The sequence below is a fragment of the Vibrio sp. 1-Bac 57 genome (assembly GCF_037546855.1).
In the GTDB taxonomy this organism is placed as follows: domain Bacteria; phylum Pseudomonadota; class Gammaproteobacteria; order Enterobacterales; family Psychromonadaceae; genus Psychromonas.
This window is the reverse complement of sequence record NZ_JALAAC010000004.1, coordinates 125,195-144,486: the sequence shown is the minus strand read 5'-3', so window position 1 is coordinate 144,486 and position 19,292 is coordinate 125,195. Positions and strand designations below refer to the sequence as shown.

The following is a 19,292-nucleotide window of genomic DNA, read 5'->3' as shown; positions in this document are numbered from 1 at the left end:
CACCGCAATTTATATATCACTTTACACGGCGCTTTACATAGTAATAAATTACTTTGTCATACCCTAGTTAAATAATTTTTAACCTCCCCCTTCATTAAAAACGTGATCATCTTCAATACTAAACCAAGCAATACAATCCATTATGTTATATGTCTAAGTAAATAGAGTATGAATGTGCCAAGCAACCTGCTATTTTAAGACTATTGATTGTTAACTGATTTATTTCTAAAACGGGATTTACTATGGATATTTTGTTTGAGTACTTTTTAAGAATTGAAGTTTTTATTCTTGTGTTAGTGTTCGTTATTTTAAAGTCATCAATCATTTTTGTTCCACAAAATCGGGCTTACATGATTGAAAGATTCGGTAAATACCAATCAACTCGAGAAGCAGGCCTTAATTTTATTATTCCGTTTATTGATCGTATTGGTGCTGATCGATCTTTAAAAGAACAAGCTGTCGATGTACCGAGTCAAAGTGCGATCACACGCGATAATATTTCTCTTAGTGTCGATGGTGTTTTGTATTTCAGAGTATTAGATCCGGTGAAGGCCAGTTATGGCGTAGATGATTATGTGTTTGCAGTAACGCAGTTATCTCAAACAACTATGCGTTCTGAACTAGGTAAAATGGAATTAGATAAAACCTTTGAAGAACGTGATGTACTCAATACCAACATAGTTGCAGCTATTAATGAGGCATCTGGCCCATGGGGCATTCAAGTTTTACGTTATGAGATAAAAGATATCGTACCACCGCAAACAGTAATGGAAGCGATGGAAACACAGATGAAAGCAGAACGTATTAAACGTGCTCAAATTTTAGAGTCTGAGGGTGATCGTCAAGCTGCTATTAACGTTGCCGAAGGTAAAAAACGTTCTGTTGTCTTAAACGCTGAAGCGGAAAAAGAAGAGCAAGTATTACGAGCTCAAGGTGAAGCACAAGCAATTATTGCCGTTGCAAAAGCACAGGCAGAATCTTTACGTATGGTCGGTGAAGCGGCTAATACAGAGGAAGGTCAAAAAGCGATTCAACTCGATTTGGCGACTAAAGCAATTGAAGCAAAAGCGGCGATCGCAAAAGAATCATCTGTTGTGTTATTACCTGATAGTGGCAATGATGCGGCATCAATGGTTGCACAAGCTATGACCATTATTAATAGCTTAAATAAAGGCTAATTATGGACTACTTACTTTCTCATCTGCCAGAAATGTTAATAGTACTAGGGTTGATCATGTTAGCAACCGAAGTACTAGTATTAGGTTTCTCAACCTTTGTACTATTTTTTATTGGTATTGGTACAATAATTACAGGTTTATTGATGCTACTAGGAATACTATCGGAAACGATACTGAGTGCATTGTTAGCGATCGCCATAATCTCTAGTATTGTCGCGGTGATCAGTTGGAAACCGATGAAACGTATGCAAAATAATGTAACGTTAAATCAAGTTAACAATGACATGATAGGTCACCAGTTTACTTTATCAGAAGATTTAACAGTGGGGAAAAGGATCACCCATCGTTACTCAGGGATTGATTGGCAAGTTAAAGCAAAACAGCCCCTAACTTCAGGTACTGAAGTGAGTATCGTAAAAATGGAAGTGGGCTTATTAACTGTTGAAGCGGTTAAAGAATCTGCTTAATCGAACTTAAATATCTCATTGACTATGCATTTTTCAAATCTTGTTTATTTATCGAAATTAATAGCTTCCAGTAACCCTTATCTACTCAGGTCATAGGTTCATAAAGCCATAGGATCATCTCTGCAATTAAGATTCTTGTCAGACAAGCGCAATTAATTTGCAGTATTTTTATGCTTATCGTTACACATGCTTATGTCACCATGACCTCAAGCCAACTTAACCTTTGCATCCCTATTTACCAATGAAATAAAAGTATTACGTCCCTAAAAGCACTCACAAAGAAATAGCTAAGTGCTTTTTTATTAATTAGTCTTGCTATAAAGTTGTTAATTAAAGGACTAATCAGTAATATCGTTTTAATTTATTACTCTTATTATTTGAATTCAATCAGGATAATCCATGTCACAAAAAATTTATTGTATCGCCATGTTTAAAGCCAAACCTGGCAAAGAAGAAGCACTATTCAAAATATTGCAATCTCTTGAGCCAAATACACTAAGAGAAGATGGTTGTTTACAATATCTCGTGACCAGAAAAATAGAAAATGAGTTTGCTTCGGGCGACAGCTTTCCACTGGTTTTTAATGAAATTTGGGAAAATAAAGCCGCCTTTGAAGCTCATTGCCAACGTCAAGAGATCCTTGCGTTTTTTCAACAACAATGTGTCGATGAAGCAGGTTTGGTTGAGGATCATAATGTGTGTGTTTATAGTGACCAACCACATCACTATGACGCTCCCACCCTATAGAAAGATTAAATATATAATTATTAATACAATTAAGTTTTGAGGCTTAATTCAGCCAATAAAATTCATAATAAAGTCATAGAAAAAGTATATGCAGAAGTAATTTACATACACTTTACATGCATTAATTGCCTTAACGTGGACAGAGATAAAATGAAAAAATATAAACTGTATAACCTTTTTAGCCTTTGGTTTTTATTATTACCATCATTTTATGTATTGGCTGATGAGTCTCAAATATCTAGTCGAATCGTCGGTGGAGATCAGGTTTCAGAACAGTCTGATTACCCTTGGGTGGTTAGTTTAAAATACCAGTCAAGTAAACAACATTTTTGTGCCGGTACTTTAATCGATAAACAATGGGTACTGACTGCTGCACATTGTGTTATTGATCAAACAGCAAGTAAGCTCATTGCCACCGTGGGTGAATATAATTTATCTTCCAACCCTAGTACCACTTCCACAAATATAACTAAAATTATCATCCACCCTGCTTTTAATGAAAAAACATTTAATAATGATATCGCTTTATTAAAACTATCTGAAACGTTAACACAGCAAACCGTTAGCCGTTTATCTAGCTTAGAAACAGCACAATCTATTAGTGTAGATAATATTATGGCTACTGCTATCGGATGGGGATCTACTATTGCCTATGCCTCTAAAGGCGAGGGTCAAGATATACCCGTAAGCTACCCAAGTATCCTTAGGCAGGTAACACTGCCACTTTTATCTTCACAAAGTTGCAGTAGTGTCATGCCAAACATTACAGATAACATGATCTGTGCGGGTGATGTGAACAATGGTGGTTTAGATTCTTGCCAAGGTGATAGTGGCGGACCGTTATTAGTTGAATCGGCCACCGAAACTGTTCAACAAATTGGTATTGTCAGTTTTGGTCAAGGATGCGCTCAACCTCAGACGGCGGGTGTTTATACTAAAGTATCTAACTATCAAGATTGGATAGAGTCTAACATCACAGGCATTACAGCACTCACAGATACCCACTATTTTGTGGCAGATATTGATGAAAGTAATACCTTTGAAATATTGATACAAAACCAGTCAGAACAATCGTTTGCTCCTATATTCTCTCTTACAAATGACACTCTGTTTGAATTAGAAAGTAACAATTGTGACAATTTAGCGACGCAAGCAACCTGCACATTAAACTTAACCTATAGCCCTAATAGCGGCTCCTATAATAGTGAAGATTCAGCCAATATTGAGATTGAAACAGGTGTTAGTACAATCACTAATCCGCCTATATTATTAACAGCAACCGCCATGCGTAAAGTCAGTGCAGATGCGGTATCACTGCCTAATAATAATCAAATTAGGTGGTATCAATCAAACTCGTCACCTTGGTTAGTTGTCAATGATGTTAACTATTTAAGCTCACCCGCTATCAACGCGAATCAACAAACTCAATTTGTTGCTATTATATCAGGGCAAGGAAGTTTACATTTTGATTGGGCAGTCAGTTCCGAAGATGGCTACGATACATTAACGTTACTGATTAACGGCGTTGAAATGGATAGGATTTCGGGCGATCAACAATTTTCATCAAAAACCTACTCATTATCAGGCACAACCAACCTTGTTACTTGGCAATACTCAAAAGATAGTAGTATTAACAGTGGGTCTGATAAAGCATTTATCAACAATATCCGTTTTCAAAAACCAGGTGAAGTGGATAGTAATGATATCACCGCACCTACTTTAGTTTTTACTAATGCTTCTGTTTCAAAAAGCTCAGGCGGCGGAGGTAGTTTACAATACTGGAGTCTATTTTTATTGTTGTTACTCGCCTGTTATAAACAGCGTTTATTTTATTTTCAACGACCACAATGACCATTATTGCTATCAATAACCAATTTGCTGAGTTTTTTTAAACTATTTTTGAAAACAATGTTCTTTAAAACTTTTACAACCTTTAGAAATTTTATAGAGACGTTTACTGGTTATTGTGGCATTTTAGCGGCTTATTTTTACAACATTATTTTGTGACTAAGCAGACAAACTGTTATGGTAGCGATCATTATCATTACCCTATCAGGAAATTATTATCGTGAGTGAAACCTCTTTTGCATCCTTGCCACTATCAAACAGCCTATTAAGCAATTTAGACTCTTTAAACTACCTAAAGATGACTGAAATACAGGCTCAATCTTTACCATTAATTCTAAATGGAGAAGATGTGATTGCGCAGGGTAAAACGGGCTCAGGTAAAACAGCTGCGTTTACGTTGGGTATTTTACACCGTTTAAACGTAAAACAATTTAGGATCCAGTCATTAGTTGTATGTCCTACTCGTGAATTAGCAGATCAAGTAGCGACTGATATTAGAAAACTAGCAAGGTCAATCCATAACATCAAAGTAATGACACTTTGTGGTGGTACGCCACTGAGCCCACAGGCAGCTTCTTTAGAACACGGTGCTCATATTATCGTAGGTACACCTGGTCGACTTCAAGATCATTTAAGCAGAGGTTCTTTAAACCTTGAGCATGTCAGCGTATTAGTTCTTGATGAAGCGGACAGAATGTTAGAAATGGGCTTTCAAGACGCCATTGATAGCATCATAGAGCACAGCCCGAAACAACGCCAAACACTCCTATTTAGTGCCACTTACCCTGAGCAGATACAAAAAATTGCACAGCGTATTATGAATGCACCAAAGCAAGTAACTGTTGCAACCACACACGATAATAACATTATCGAGCAAACATTTTATTCGGTACAAAATAACCAAGAAAGAATGATCGCGTTACGCTTGTTATTGAATCGTCACCAACCTGAATCTACTGTTGTATTTTGTAATACAAAGCGAGAAGTCACTGAAGTTGCTGAAGAACTCGCTAACCGAGGCTATAGTGCCATTGCATTACATGGTGATTTAGAGCAGAAAGATCGCGACCAAGCATTGATCCGTTTTGCCAACAAAAGTGCACGTATTTTAGTCGCAACCGATGTTGCTGCTCGTGGATTAGATATTGATAATTTAAGTGCGGTATTCAACTTCCATGTTGCTCATGACCAAGAAGTACATGTTCACCGTATTGGGCGCACCGGTCGTGCAGGTAGCAAAGGATTAGCCTTTACTTTCTTTAGCAATAAAGATGATTACCGTATTAAGTTATTAGAAGATATTCTAGACCGTAATATCAGTGCTAGCCCGCTACCCGATGCCTCTTTACTTGAAGTAACACCACCACCATCAGAGATGATCACAATTCGTATTGAAGGTGGGAAAAAACAAAAAATTCGCCCAGGTGATATCGTGGGTGCATTAACCGGCCAAGATGGTATTACCGGACAACAAGTAGGTAAAATTTACGTTGCCGATAACTGGTCTTATGTTGCAGTTCATCGAGCATTACTAAAAGTTGCATTTAAAAAACTGAGCGAAGGAAAACTAAAAGGCAGAAAGTTCCGTGTAATGGTAGTAAGAGGCTAATTTAGCAATTATCAATTACCGATTACCGATTACCACGCTAGAAATATCATGTAGTGATTAAATTTTTTCATTTAAAATTAACGACTTGTGATATTTTTACTGGAATAAAGTAATTATACAAATCTAGCGTCTTAAAAATAAATTTCCCGTTTAGTCTATGCCTCCTCTAAGCGGGAAATATTTAGAGGCTTATCTAGTCCTATAACCTATAACCTATAACCCCTAAATTTTCTCCTATAATTACTTTCAGCTACCCTCTTCAAATATGACTTTTTTATAAACACTTTGTGCAGCAATAAACATCAATAACTTGCGAGATCCTTAGACTATAAAAAAGGCTGTTTCAAATTTTAATTTGTAACATATTGCAACAGCACTATCTACAATGTAAGTAAACGTAACTTCTTATTTTATGTGATCATCTACACATTTTTTTTGCATTTCGATCGCTACACTCCCGTCATCAAATATCGCTACAGATATTTTATCAAAACTTAACCACCTTGGAGTAATCTATGAATATATTTGGGAATTTACAAAAAGTAGGGAAGTCTTTAATGCTTCCTGTATCAGTGTTACCTATTGCAGGTATTTTATTGGGTGTAGGTGCTGCTAAATTTAGTATCCTACCTGATGTTGTATCACAACTGATGGAACAAGCCGGTGGCGCAGTATTTGGTAACATGGCGTTACTATTTGCTATTGGTGTAGCACTTGGTTTTACTAAAAATGATGGTGTAGCCGGTCTTGCTGCTGCAGTTGGTTATTTCATCATGATGCAAACTATTGAAACACTAGCACCAGGCGCGAACACAGGCGTATTAGGTGGTATCGTTGCCGGCGGTATTGCTGCTGCGATGTATAATCGCTTTTTCAACATCACATTGCCTGACTACTTAGGTTTCTTTGCGGGTAAACGTGCAGTGCCGATTATGACGGGTTTTGTGGCAATTATCATGGGTGCTATTTTATCAATTATTTGGCCTCCAATTGGTGCAGGTATTGCTTCATTCTCTCACTGGGCTGCAAACCAAAACCCAACGGTAGCTTTTGGTATCTACGGTGTGGTTGAACGTTCATTAATTCCATTTGGTTTACACCATATCTGGAATGTACCTTTCTTCTTCGAAGCAGGTTCTTGTGTTAATTCAAGCGGTGAGCAATTAAACGGTATTTTAACTTGTTACTTATCTGCTGATGATGCTTCTCGTGCTGCTGGTAATGGTTTTGGTCAATTAGCTGGCGGTTACATGTTTAAAATGTTTGGTTTACCAGCCGCTGCTATTGCTATTGCACACTCTGCAAAACCAGAAAATCGTGCAAAAGTAATGGGTATCATGGTATCTGCTGCCTTAACATCATTCTTAACAGGTATTACTGAACCAATCGAATTCTCATTCATGTTTGTTGCTCCTGTATTATACGCTATTCATGCATTACTAGCTGGTTCAGCGTTTGTTGTAACTAACATGTTAGGTATGGTTCACGGTACATCATTCTCACATGGTTTAATCGATTTCTTGGTACTTTCAGCTAACTCACAAAAACTTATCTACTTTATTGTTGTTGGCCTTATCTATGCAGCAATTTATTACTCTTTATTCCGCATCGTGATCCGTGCTCTAAACCTAAAAACACCTGGTCGTGAAGATGAAGAGCAAGCTACAACGGCTAAATTAAACAATGAAGAAATGTCTTCTGCATTAGTTACTGCATTTGGCGGTAAAGCAAACATCGTTAACTTAGATGCATGTATCACACGTTTACGTATTAGTGTTGCTGATATTGCACTTGTTGACCAAGCTGGTCTTAAAAAACTAGGTGCTGCTGGAGTGGTCGTTTCTGGTAATGGTGTACAAGCTATCTTTGGTACTAAATCAGATAACTTAAAAACAGATATGGAAGCTTACTTAGGTAAATAACCTTAAGGCACAAGTTTCTACCCAATATAAAATAGGCATCTTCGAGATGCCTATTTTTTTGTCTATTGATTTTATTTATGGATTTTATTTATGGATTTTATCTCTTTGTGTCCTCTATGGCTTATATATATTTCAGTTACTACTCATATGCATTATTCAAGGCCTAGCTCGGACATTTAGACAATGCCAAATAGCAATTTAAGCAAAGCAAATAGCTAGTCATTTATGCTTGTTAAAATGAACCTTAGCTTTGTTTTTGTTATTGGTTAGTGTTATTGGTAGCTATAGGCTGTTATAAATTTTTGTTATAGTTTTTGTTATAGATAGGAATGAAAGCTCCATTTAGCCCGTTATATGTTCAACTTGATGCTTGAATCTGTTCGCCTCTCGACTGACTTATTTTTGCATATTGAATGGTCACGAGCTTAACTTACTTTTTATTAACGGCTCTAATGGCTAACGCTAACTGTTTAGTTACTTGTTCAGCGCTGAGATTGTCACTCTTAAAATAAGTACTGATCACTTTCCTCATTTCACTTTGTAAAAAGCTGCTTGTAGCGATATTTTGAGAAAAAGAAGGGACTAAAGCGGACTGTTTAAAGTCACTGTATGATTTATGGCTACAGGCATCAAAATCACTAATATCAATATCCGTTCGTACCGGAATAGAACCTTTATCAATATTAAAATCACGCTGTAATTGCTCTGAGAGAAGTGTATTTGCTAATATTTCCGTATTTAAATTATCACCATTTTGATGTTGCTTTTTAAAGAAAACAAAGCTGTCAATATTGTAACTAAACAAGTTTTTGCTTTCAGGGACATCCACACACAAGTAATCCTCATTAGCCACTTTACCAGAAGTGTGCCATAAGCCTTTTGCCCAATCACCCATGAATAACATGCCAGCTTTTTTATCGGTAAGCATTTGACTGGCAATTTCCCAATTTTTACCGACCATACCTTTATCGACATATTGATGTAACCGTTTAAACAATCTAAACGCGTCGATCATGTCAGAGGAAATAAGAATCGATTCATCAAACTCTACAAAAGCACGTTTGTATTTTTCAGCTCCTAAGATCGACAACGCAACCGATTCGAATAATAAATTATCCTCCCAACTTGTACCGCCGTGAGACAGTGCAATATAACCTGCCGCTTGGATTTTATCTGCAATACTAAAGAACTCATCCCATGTAGTAGGGGGAGAGAGGTTAAGTTGATCAAAAATAGCCTTATTTAACCACAACCAATTGACGCGATGAATATTCAGTGGCAATGCCATATAGTGGCCTTGATAGGTGATAGTTTGCTTCACCACATCTGGAATATTTTTGTCCCATAATTTGTTATTTAATATATTATCAACTTCTTTTAACATGCCTATTTTTGACCATTCAGCAATGTCAGGACCTTTGATTTGCGCTGCATCGGGTGGATTACCGGATAATGCACGCATTTGTAATACTCGCATCGCACTGCCACCGCCAGACCCCACAATCGCAAAGTCTTGCCAGCTTATGCCTTGTTTTGCTAATGCCTGCTTCAGCACCTTTTGTGCTTCAAACTCACCGGGAGCCGTCCACCAGTGCAATACCTCCAAAGAGTTTGCATTGCTTGGCATACTCAACAATAGAGGAATTAACGGCAGTATTTTTTTCAGTTTCATTTGTCTCATTAATCGCAATTGCTATTTTCACCCAGCGTTTTAAGTTAGGGTCAGATGACCATTCAATTTATTTTTTGTAATTGCGCGGGAAGATAATCACAACTTCCAACCCGCCCTGCTCACGATTGATCAGATGTAAATCACCATTATGAGCATGAATAATATTACGCGCAATACCCAGTCCAAGTCCATGTCCTTGGTCATCATTATGCAAGCGCTTATAGGGTTGAAAGATGGTTTTTAGTTCATGTTCTGGAATACCAGGCCCATTATCTTGAATAATAATTTCTAATTTTTCATCACTGTCAATCACTTGCACATTAACCTTGCCGCCATATTTAACGCCATTTTCAATTAGGTTAGATAAGCAACGTTTTAACGCTAAAGGTTTGCCTTGATAAGGATAAATACTAGCCGGTTGGATGACGATTTTTTCACTACGATTTTCACTAATTTGTAATAATAACTTAAGCACATCAACATACTGAATATTTTCATGAATATCTGTGTCTTGAACGCTTTGTATCGCGCCTTTTACCAGTATCTCTAAATCGTCTAAATCATGGTTAAAGCGCTCTGTTTGTTGCTCATCATCTAATAATTCGGCACGCAATCGCAAACGAGTAATGGGCGTTTTTAAATCATGTGAAATAGAGCGAAATAACAATTCGCGATCTTGTATGTAACGTTGTAACTTTTGTTGCATACGATTAAAAGCACGTGTTGCATCAACGATTTCGGTGGCCCCGTGTTCCTTAAGTGGCGCTTGGTCTAGGTCAATACTCATTACAGAGACAGCCTTCGCTAATTTCTGTAAGGGTTTAGTTTGTTGCCTAAATAATAAATAGATAAATAACAATAATAATAATGTTGTAAAGAACAGGGTCAAAATCTGTTGCGCTGAGATCAACTGATTATCCGAAAGTAAATAAGGGGGAGGTAAAATCGCGGCAAGATATAGCCACTCATTACTTTCTACTTCTATTTGCAACACCAATATAGGAGGCTCAGCAGTAGGGATAATGAGCGAATAAGCGCCCCATGACGGAGGCAGATCCTTTAATAGGATATCATTCTTTAATACGTGTAAATCATCTGGAGACGAGAATTCAATTTCCAAATTCTTATCACCAGCGATACCCGTTGTTAATACTTCACTAACGGTTGCAATGACTTGCCTTTTCAATTTGCTATCTTGAATAGGATTAATGTCTATTTTTTCACTGTTCAGAGAAACAAAAAAACGGCTCCCTCCCATGCCCCGCAATTGCTCGAGCACAAGATGACGATATTTAAGGGGTAAATCATTAAAAAATACGACGGTACTTAGCGCACTTTCAGCGAGATGTTGAGCATTAGCAATCACCGATTTTTTTTCACTCTCTGAGAACTGGTGAACCCAAAAAAAGCTGCTAATAGCTTGCCCTGCGACAACAGAGCAAATCGTCAGTAATAACATGCGCGATATAAGTGAGCGAAAAAACAATTTAAACATCGACATTAATCAGCACTTTTGAGCGGTGCAATAAATAGATAACCTTTACCACGCACGGTTTTAATTATATTCGGTGCTTTGGCATCATCACCTAAAAAATGTCGTAAACGACTGACATGGACATCAATGCCACGCTCATTAGCAAAGGCATCTCGACCATGTAATGCTTGGCATATTTGGTCTCTAGAAATAGGCTGCTTGTTACTGTGAATAAATAACATTAACAATTGAAAGTCCGCCCCAGTTAATGTGAATACATTTTGATGGTCATCTATTAGCACTTGCTGTTGTGTATCTAATTGCCAATGAGCAAAAGAATAAAAACGCTTACTTTCTTGATTTTTTTGCTCATTATTTTGTTGTTGAGAAAAATGAGTGCGTCTTAATAACGCTTTAATACGTGCTAACAATTCGCGAGGACTAAAAGGCTTGGCAATATAATCATCAGCACCGATCTCTAAACCTAATACTCTATCCATTTCATCGGAGTTTGCTGTGAGCATTATAATCGGTACATTCGAATGCTGACGGATGCGTTGACACAGCGTAAATCCGTCATCACCTGGTAACATAATATCTAAAATAATTAAGTCTGGTGTATGTTGTGTTAATAACGAATCCATTTCAATGCCTTCCGCAGCGGTGATCACATCAAAGCTATTTTTCGAAAGGTACTGTGCTAATAATTCTCTAATATCTTGATCATCATCAACGACTAATATCTGTTTTATGTTACTCACTATTACCCCCACTTTATTACTATTTATGTGCGAAGAATACCCAAATAACTCAACATTGGGTAGTGTTAAAGATAGGAAACCTCGAGTGCGTTTAAAGTGTTTATTTTTTACACTTTATATAAAAAATATAATTATTAATCAGTATGTTAATAAAAAAGGTTAATTTTAGTTAGTTTTTACCCTTGCTATAGCAAAAATGGATGATAAAATGCGCGCGTTTTAACACTCAACCTATTTTATTATAACGACTAACCAAACACGGAGGCTCAAACAATGCAACACACTTACATTGACTCATCTGAACCTTTGAATCGTTATTTCACACCTCAAAATCAATACTTATTACAGTATCCTGGACGCACAGTAGAACCTTGAGCTAAGACGCTTAAAATCTTGTAGTGCAACGTATATTCGTAATTAAATTTATTGCTATACCTTATTTACACAATTCTGTTTATCTGCTGATAAACCAATTTTCGTACTTTATTTATTTCCAATTAGTGGAGCGTATAATGCAAAACGTCCTTAATTTAGCACCGGAGTGCAAATTAACAAACGAACTAGAAGTCCCTGTTATTACAACACCGTATGACTTAACACCAGATGAAATGTTATTAAGCCAAGAACATTATGAATCTGAAGTTCGTTCATATCCTAGACGTTTGCCTATTGCTATCAAAAGTGGCCGTGGTGCGATTATTGAGGATACTAAAGGACAAATATATCTAGACTGTTTAGCGGGCGCTGGTGCATTACCATTAGGTTACAACCACAGTGAAATCAACCAAGTATTGATTAACCAAATCAATGCCGGTGTGCCTTACCAAACATTGGATTTAACAACACCTAGCAAAGATGCATTCATCAAAGCGGTGATGCAATTTCTACCGACTAACTTTGCTAAAACAGCGCGTATTCAATTTTGTGGACCATCTGGCGCTGATGCAGTAGAAGCCGCTATCAAACTAGCTAAGTTATACACCAAGCGTAATACCATGATTTCATTTCACGGTGCTTACCATGGTATGACTAATGGTTCTTTATCTTTAACGGGTAACTTAAGCTCTAAAAGTCGTCGCACTGGATTAATGTCAGACGTACATTTTATGCCTTTCCCATACAACTTCCGTTGTAAATTTGGTTTAGGTGGTGAGGAAGGCGCTGCGCAAAGCATTCGTTATCTTGAATCTGTCTTATGTGATGATGAATCAGGTATCACTAAACCTGCTGCCATCATCGTTGAACCAATTCAAGGTGAAGGTGGCGTATTACCCGCTCCCAAAAAATGGCTACAAGAATTGCGTCGTATTGCAACTGAACATGGCATTTTATTGATTTTTGACGAAATTCAATGTGGTATTGGCCGCAGTGGTGACCACTTTGCGTTTGAAGAATCAGGTATTGAACCTGATGTACTTATCTTGTCTAAAGCCATTGGCGGCGGTATGCCAATGTCGATCATTTTATTTAATGAAAAATTTGACTGTTGGAATGCAGGCGAGCACACAGGTACTTTCCGAGGCAACCAACTTGCGATGGCTAGTGGTGCAAAAACATTAGAAATTATCCAACGTGATAACCTAGCTCACAATGCATTGCAACGTGGTGAGCAACTTCGTGCAGCATTACGTGCAATTCAAGCTGACTTTCCACAAATTGGTGAAGTACGTGGACGTGGTTTGATGAATGGTATTGAAATAGTTAAACCGGGTGTATTAAATAGCTTGGGTCAAGTCGAAGCAGATCCAGCATTAGCAATTGCGATTCAACGCGCAGCATTAGAGTTAGGTTTGATCATTGAAAAAGGTGGCCGTCGTGGAGCGGTATTACGTTTCTTGCCACCACTTATCATTAGTGAAACGCAAATAGAATTTGTTGCAACGACAATGGCAAAAGCAATCAAAATTGCGGTGGAAACACAATAATGACCCAAGCTAATAACTGGTCAAATTATTTCGCTCAGCTTGGTGAAAACCAAGCTTTTGAGCAAGCGACCCAGCAAACACAAGATGCAATCAATGCCTTGTTTAAGCATTCACAAAATGCATATTCAGGTGTCGAACCTACGTTATTAAAACAGCAGATTAATGCGGTGGATTTTTCGCAAGCAGCTCCTTTGCAAGAAGTAATAGCAACCACCAATGAATTGATCGCTAAAAATTCTCTATTAGTGCAACATCCTCATACGATTGCACATTTGCATACTCCACCGTTGATTGCATCAATTGTGGCAGAGCATTTTATTGCCGCATTAAATCAATCAATGGACTCATGGGATCAAGCTCCCGCAGCTACTTTTGTTGAACAGCAAATGGTTGATTGGTTGTGTAAAACTTACCAATTAGGTAAACGCGCAGATGGTGTATTCACTAGTGGTGGCACGCAAAGCAATTTAATGGGTTTACTACTGGCTCGCGATTGGTTTGCTTATCAGCAATCAAAACATGATGTCCAGCAGGATGGTTTACCTGATTACGCACAGAAAATGCGTATCATCTGTTCAGATAAAAGCCATTTTACTGTACAAAAGTCTGCATCATTAATGGGATTGGGCGAACGCAGTGTGGTGTTAGTAAAAACCAATGTGCAAGGCCAAATCGATGTTAATGAATTACAACTAACCATTGATGCATTAAAAGCACAGGATTTATTACCTTTTGCTGTCGTAGCAATGGCAGGTACGACGGATCATGGTGCAATTGATGATTTACAAGCAGTGGTTGAAATTGCTCGTACAGCAGGTTGTTGGTCGCATGTCGATGGTGCTTATGGTGCAGCGCTACAACTTAGCCAAGTACATAAATCTCGCTTGAAAGGTATTGAATCTGCCGACTCTGTTAGCGTAGACTTTCATAAACTGTTTTACCAAACAATCAGTTGTGGTGCCCTGCTTATTAAAGATAAAGCTAACTTTAATACTTTGTTGCACCATGCAGATTATCTAAATCGTGAAGGTGATGAGTTACCTAATTTGGTTGATAAAAGCATTGCAACGACAAAGCGTTTTGATGCATTAAAGCTATTTATGACGCTCAAGGCTGTCGGAGCAACACAGCTCGGAGAGTTTTACGATTATTTATTAGACTTAACACAGCAAGTTGCAGTAAAAATTGATCAAAATAAGCACTTCGAATTATGTTGTACACCACTATTATCAACCGTGTTGTTCCGTTTATCGCCTGTTATACAGGGTGAGTTAACTGATCTGGAATTTGATCAAGTGCATCAAAAATTGCGTTTGAAACTATTAACAAGTGGTGAAGCAGTGATTGCTGAAACAAAAGTTAATGGGCAATTAGCGTTAAAATTCACACTGTTAAACCCTTGTTTAACCTTGCATGATTTTGATACCTTAATCGTAAAAATAGAAAACGCAGCGCAAGCGATTATCAAGAAATGAATATATAGATAAAAAAATAAGTAAATAGGTTAATAGGTTAATAGGTTAATAGAAAAGTAGTTAATCCGTTCTAATTACATACGGTTAACAATAAAGTTAGCTTGTTAGTTGTGTTAACAACAAACTAGCTAACTGTTAATTAAGCAGTACAGAGCACACATGAGATTACTAACACTAACTTAAGGTTAAGTAGTAGTTAGCTAAGCAATAAAAATTTAATGAATAGGGACTAAAAAAATGTCTGTACTACAAATTGGCGCCGGTGGCGTAGGATGGGTGATAGCACACAAATGCGCACAGAATAATGATGTATTCGGCGATATTACTATTGCCTCTCGCACTATTTCTAAATGCGAAAAGATTATTACCTCAATCAAAGGTCGTAATAATCTTAAAGACAGCAACAAAACTATCAACGCGGTAGCGATTGATGCCGACGATATTTCAGCCTTGATTACTTTGATTAATCAAGTACAACCCGATCTAGTGATCAATGCAGGTCCTCCATGGGTGAACGTGGCGATCATGGAAGCATGTGTACAGACTAAAACGGCTTATCTAGATACGTCTGTTGCAACTGATCTTTGTAGCCCAGGTCAACAAGTGCCTGAAGCATACGATCCACAATGGGCTTTTGCCGATCGTTTCAAAGAAGCTGGTATTACAGGTATTTTAGGTGCTGGGTTTGATCCAGGTGTAGTAAGTGTATTTGCTACTTACGCTCATAAACACCTATTCGATGAAATCGATAGCATAGATGTTATGGATGTTAATGCAGGCGACCATGGCCAAAAATTTGCAACTAATTTTGACCCTGAAACAAATATGTTAGAAATTCAAGGTGACTCTTTCTACTACGAAAATGGAGAGTGGAACCAAGTTCCTTGCCATAGCCGTATGATGGAATTTGATTTCCCAGTTGTCGGTAAACAAAAAGTTTATTCTATGGCACATGATGAAGTACGTTCAATGGCAGAGTTCATTCCAGCAAAACGTATTGAGTTTTGGATGGGCTTTTCAGACAGCTACTTAAACTTCTTCAACGTAATGCGTACTATCGGCTTATTAGATACAAAACCTGTTACAACCTGTGATGGTATTACTGTTGAACCGCTTAAAGTATTAAAAGCAATATTACCAGACCCAACCTCACTAGCACCTGGCTACACAGGTAAAACCTGTATTGGTACTTGGTTACGCGGTAAAAAAGATGGCGTAGCTAAAAGTGTCTTTATTTACAACATTTGTGACCATAAAGAGTCATATAATGAAGTAGAACACCAAGCTATCTCGTACACTACTGGTGTGCCAGCTATCACAGCCGCTTTACTTTATTTCCAAGGTAAATGGAGCGATAAAGGTCTATACAACGTTGAACAACTAAACCCAGATCATTTCTTAGAATTAATGCCTAAAATTGGTTTGAGTTGGGAAGTAATGGAGCTTGAGGTCAAATAGACTGCAGTTACTAACTTATCTATCAAGGCGAAGTTCAAACTTCGCCTTTGTTTTTTAAATACCTTACCCGTCGAGAAAGCGTCATGTCGTTACAACAGCAACACCTCAATACGCCCTACTTTATGATCAATGAACAAGCTTTGATCAATAACCTAGAAAAAGCGAAGCAGTTGAAAGAAATATCAGGCGCTAAATTAGTGCTGGCTTTAAAATGTTTTTCTACTTGGGGTACCTTCGATACTATTAAACCTTATTTAGACGGAACAACTAGTTCTGGCCCCTACGAAGTAAAGTTAGGCCATGAAACCTTTGGTGGTGAAACGCACGCCTACAGCGTGGGTTATTCAGCTGCAGATATAGAAGCTGTTAAACCCCTTGCAGATAAGATCATTTTTAATTCGTTATCACAACTTGAAGCGCATTACACAGCTTGTAAAGACAATGCATCGCTTGGTTTACGTATCAACCCCGAAATGAGTGTTGCAGGACAAGATTTAGCCAACCCAGCACGCCCTTATTCTCGTCTGGGCGTTAAACAACAGCTTTTAAGTGTAGATGTACTCGATAAAGTTGATGGGTTTATGTTTCATATGAACTGCGAAAATAAAGATGCTGATGCCTTTATTGCTGTCCTTGACCATATCTCAAGCACATTTTCAACTTACTTAGATAAGCTTTCATGGCTTAGTTTAGGCGGTGGTATATTCTTTACTTACCCGGGTTACCCCATTGAAAAACTAGGATTAGCGCTAAAAAACTTCGCTAAAAAACATGATTTACAAGTTTATCTTGAACCAGGTGAAGCCATTATTACGCGTACTGCAGATTTAGTGGTGAGTGTGATTGATATTGTTGAAAATGACAAGAAAACTGCCATCGTTGATAGTGCTACCGAAGCGCATCGTTTAGATACACTAATTTATAACGAACCTGCGTCGATTAAAGAAGCAACACAAGGTGCTGCATACAATTATGTGATTGGTTCATGCTCTTGTTTGGCGGGTGATCAGTTTTGTGAAACACAGTTTGAACAACCCTTAAAAATAGGTCAAAAGCTACATATTGAAGACAGTGCGGGTTACACCATGGTCAAACTAAACTGGTTTAATGGTTTAAAAATGCCAAGTATTTATTTTCAAAGAGTTGATGGTCGTATCGATCTGTTAAACGAGTTTAATTACCAACATTTCAAAGATACTTTAGGTCGATAGAAACTATATGACCTGTAAGAATAAGTATCTGAATTAGCTGTATTCAAGCAACTTTAACTAGTATTAACTAAAGTTGCTTGATGAGTGAATTAGAAAGCTTAATTAGAAAAATAAGTAGAAAGTTATTCAGCTAGATAATTGGCAATAATCTAATATTTTTCAATGCTCTAGCTGATTTTTTAAATCCTCAAAGCAGACTATAAAGGTTGCTCAGAATTATTCTGCTGTACAGCAATGGCTTTTAACGCTTGTGCCTGTAGCTTTTCTTGAATGTGGCTTAAGTCAATCAAACCATATTTATACTCAATAAAATCTTTTACATTGGTTGCAACGCTTAATTTTAAATAATAAATGCCTTTGTTAAGGTGATTATTATTCATATGCCAATGTGCTAAGTAATAATAAGCTTCACATAAACGCTGTGCTAACTCATCATTTGTTTCTACACCATTTGCGATATTGTCAAAAAAGTCTTTTTCAGATAAATCGCCGTTGATAACATCAATAATCGCCCATGCAAAGCGCTTATCTTCTTCTTCCGGTTGTACTTCCTTCAATTGCCCTTCCGCTAGCTTTTGATCCACGTGCGCATTAATAATATAACGCCACAATGAACGATAAGGGTCACTTTTATCAAGCTCGTAAAAATGCTCTATATCTTTCTGCGCACCATCATACCGATTCACTAGTGATAAACCTATGGCTCGGTGAAGGTAGCTGTATTGCATTTTATCGGATAGTTCAATCGCTGAATCGAACGCGTCGAAAGCTTCGTCATAGGCTTCACCCATTAATAGGTAAACACCTAATGAGTTATAGGATTGAGCAAAGGTTGGATCAATCTGAATCGATTGAGTGAAATCATAACGACTATGCGCATTAAGTCCCATTCGATCGTAAATTAATCCGCGCTCATACAATAAAGCAGCGCGTTGCTTATCATCGACTTTATCTTTGTCGGCAATTAATTGATTAATACGTAATAATTTGACTTCATCTTGGTATGTTATTTGTAGCGGAGTCGCGAGAGGAAAGACTGAATTACCGTTACCGGTAGCTTCTAAAGTATAACTTTTACTTTCATGTTGATTGTTTGAACACGCAGTCAATGTGGCAAAAGACAGGACAATAGCCCATTTATTAAAAGATAATCGCATCGTTGAACCCTTATAAACAAGATTTTCAAGAGTGTACCATATCATTGATAATGTAAAGTTTTACCCATTATATTCAATAAATAATCACTATTTTTCACGGAATAAGGTGTATTGATGACAATATATTTACAATAAAAGAGTGGCTGATGACTTAAATTTGTTACAGATAGGTAATAGGCTATCACCATATTCACGCACTTTATCTTTTATTATGTAGCCCTTTATTGCTCGGCACTTTATTAATAAGAGGTTTATTGATAAGGGCATTATTTATAATAGCTTTAGTTTGTCATATCTTTTTTAAAACCAATTATATAAACCCGATGCAATAAATCCATAATATAAAGCAAGTTAACGGATACAAAAAAGCACTGCGCTGCAGTGCTTT

General features: G+C 37.4%; 12 protein-coding genes and 1 pseudogene. 9 read left to right on the top strand and 4 right to left on the bottom strand.

The window, feature by feature from the left end:
- Positions 1 to 242: 242 nt before the first annotated feature.
- From MT391_RS04190 to ptsG, 6 genes are all read left to right on the top strand, one after another.
- The gene (locus MT391_RS04190) at positions 243 to 1,178 is read left to right on the top strand and encodes an SPFH domain-containing protein (protein ID WP_166370169.1); all 936 of its coding nucleotides are present in this window, start codon (positions 243 to 245) and stop codon (positions 1,176 to 1,178) included.
- Between the two features lie 2 nt (positions 1,179 to 1,180).
- Entirely contained in the window at positions 1,181 to 1,645 is a 465-nt protein-coding gene (locus MT391_RS04185; protein ID WP_166370171.1) for an NfeD family protein, read from the top strand.
- Between the two features lie 399 nt (positions 1,646 to 2,044).
- The gene (locus MT391_RS04180) at positions 2,045 to 2,392 is read left to right on the top strand and encodes a putative quinol monooxygenase (protein ID WP_166370173.1); all 348 of its coding nucleotides are present in this window, start codon (positions 2,045 to 2,047) and stop codon (positions 2,390 to 2,392) included.
- Between the two features lie 150 nt (positions 2,393 to 2,542).
- Positions 2,543 to 4,243, top strand: a complete 1,701-nt coding sequence (locus tag MT391_RS04175; protein WP_499497012.1) for a S1 family serine peptidase — start codon at positions 2,543 to 2,545, stop codon at positions 4,241 to 4,243.
- Between the two features lie 217 nt (positions 4,244 to 4,460).
- Entirely contained in the window at positions 4,461 to 5,849 is a 1,389-nt protein-coding gene (gene dbpA, locus MT391_RS04170) for an ATP-dependent RNA helicase DbpA (protein WP_166370175.1), read from the top strand.
- 515 nt (positions 5,850 to 6,364) lie between these two features.
- A complete protein-coding gene (gene ptsG, locus MT391_RS04165) occupies positions 6,365 to 7,771 on the top strand; it encodes a PTS glucose transporter subunit IIBC (RefSeq protein WP_166370177.1) in 1,407 nt (468 codons plus the stop codon).
- A 430-nt stretch (positions 7,772 to 8,201) separates the two neighbouring features.
- Here ptsG and MT391_RS04160 read toward each other — a convergent pair whose 3' ends face one another.
- The 3 genes from MT391_RS04160 to MT391_RS04150 all read right to left on the bottom strand — a co-directional run bounded on the left by MT391_RS04160 (position 8,202) and on the right by MT391_RS04150 (position 11,678).
- On the bottom strand, positions 8,202 to 9,443 hold the full coding sequence (locus tag MT391_RS04160) for an ABC transporter substrate-binding protein (protein ID WP_240923571.1): 1,242 nt from the start codon (positions 9,441 to 9,443) through the stop codon (positions 8,202 to 8,204).
- A gap of 67 nt (positions 9,444 to 9,510) precedes the next feature.
- Positions 9,511 to 10,944 carry an ATP-binding protein gene (locus MT391_RS04155; RefSeq protein WP_499497011.1) on the bottom strand — a complete coding sequence of 478 codons (1,434 nt, stop codon included), beginning with the start codon at positions 10,942 to 10,944 and terminating at the stop codon, positions 9,511 to 9,513.
- Entirely contained in the window at positions 10,944 to 11,678 is a 735-nt protein-coding gene (locus MT391_RS04150; RefSeq protein WP_166370181.1) for a response regulator, read from the bottom strand. Before MT391_RS04150 ends, MT391_RS04155 begins: the two co-directional genes overlap by 1 nt.
- A gap of 512 nt (positions 11,679 to 12,190) precedes the next feature.
- Between MT391_RS04150 and MT391_RS04145 the strand changes: the two are divergent.
- The 3 genes and pseudogenes from MT391_RS04145 (at position 12,191) to nspC (ending at position 17,747) form a co-directional block, all read left to right on the top strand.
- Positions 12,191 to 15,078, top strand: a pseudogene (locus tag MT391_RS04145) (pyridoxal phosphate-dependent class III aminotransferase).
- 237 nt (positions 15,079 to 15,315) lie between these two features.
- Entirely contained in the window at positions 15,316 to 16,536 is a 1,221-nt protein-coding gene (locus MT391_RS04140) for a carboxynorspermidine synthase (RefSeq protein ID WP_499497010.1), read from the top strand.
- Between the two features lie 83 nt (positions 16,537 to 16,619).
- The gene (nspC, locus tag MT391_RS04135; RefSeq protein ID WP_299659642.1) at positions 16,620 to 17,747 is read left to right on the top strand and encodes a carboxynorspermidine decarboxylase; all 1,128 of its coding nucleotides are present in this window, start codon (positions 16,620 to 16,622) and stop codon (positions 17,745 to 17,747) included.
- A 197-nt stretch (positions 17,748 to 17,944) separates the two neighbouring features.
- On the opposite strand, the gene nlpI is transcribed toward nspC, so the two are convergent.
- Complete coding sequence (nlpI, locus tag MT391_RS04130; protein ID WP_299659639.1) at positions 17,945 to 18,904, bottom strand: lipoprotein NlpI; 960 nt, start codon at positions 18,902 to 18,904, stop codon at positions 17,945 to 17,947.
- Positions 18,905 to 19,292: the final 388 nt, after the last annotated feature.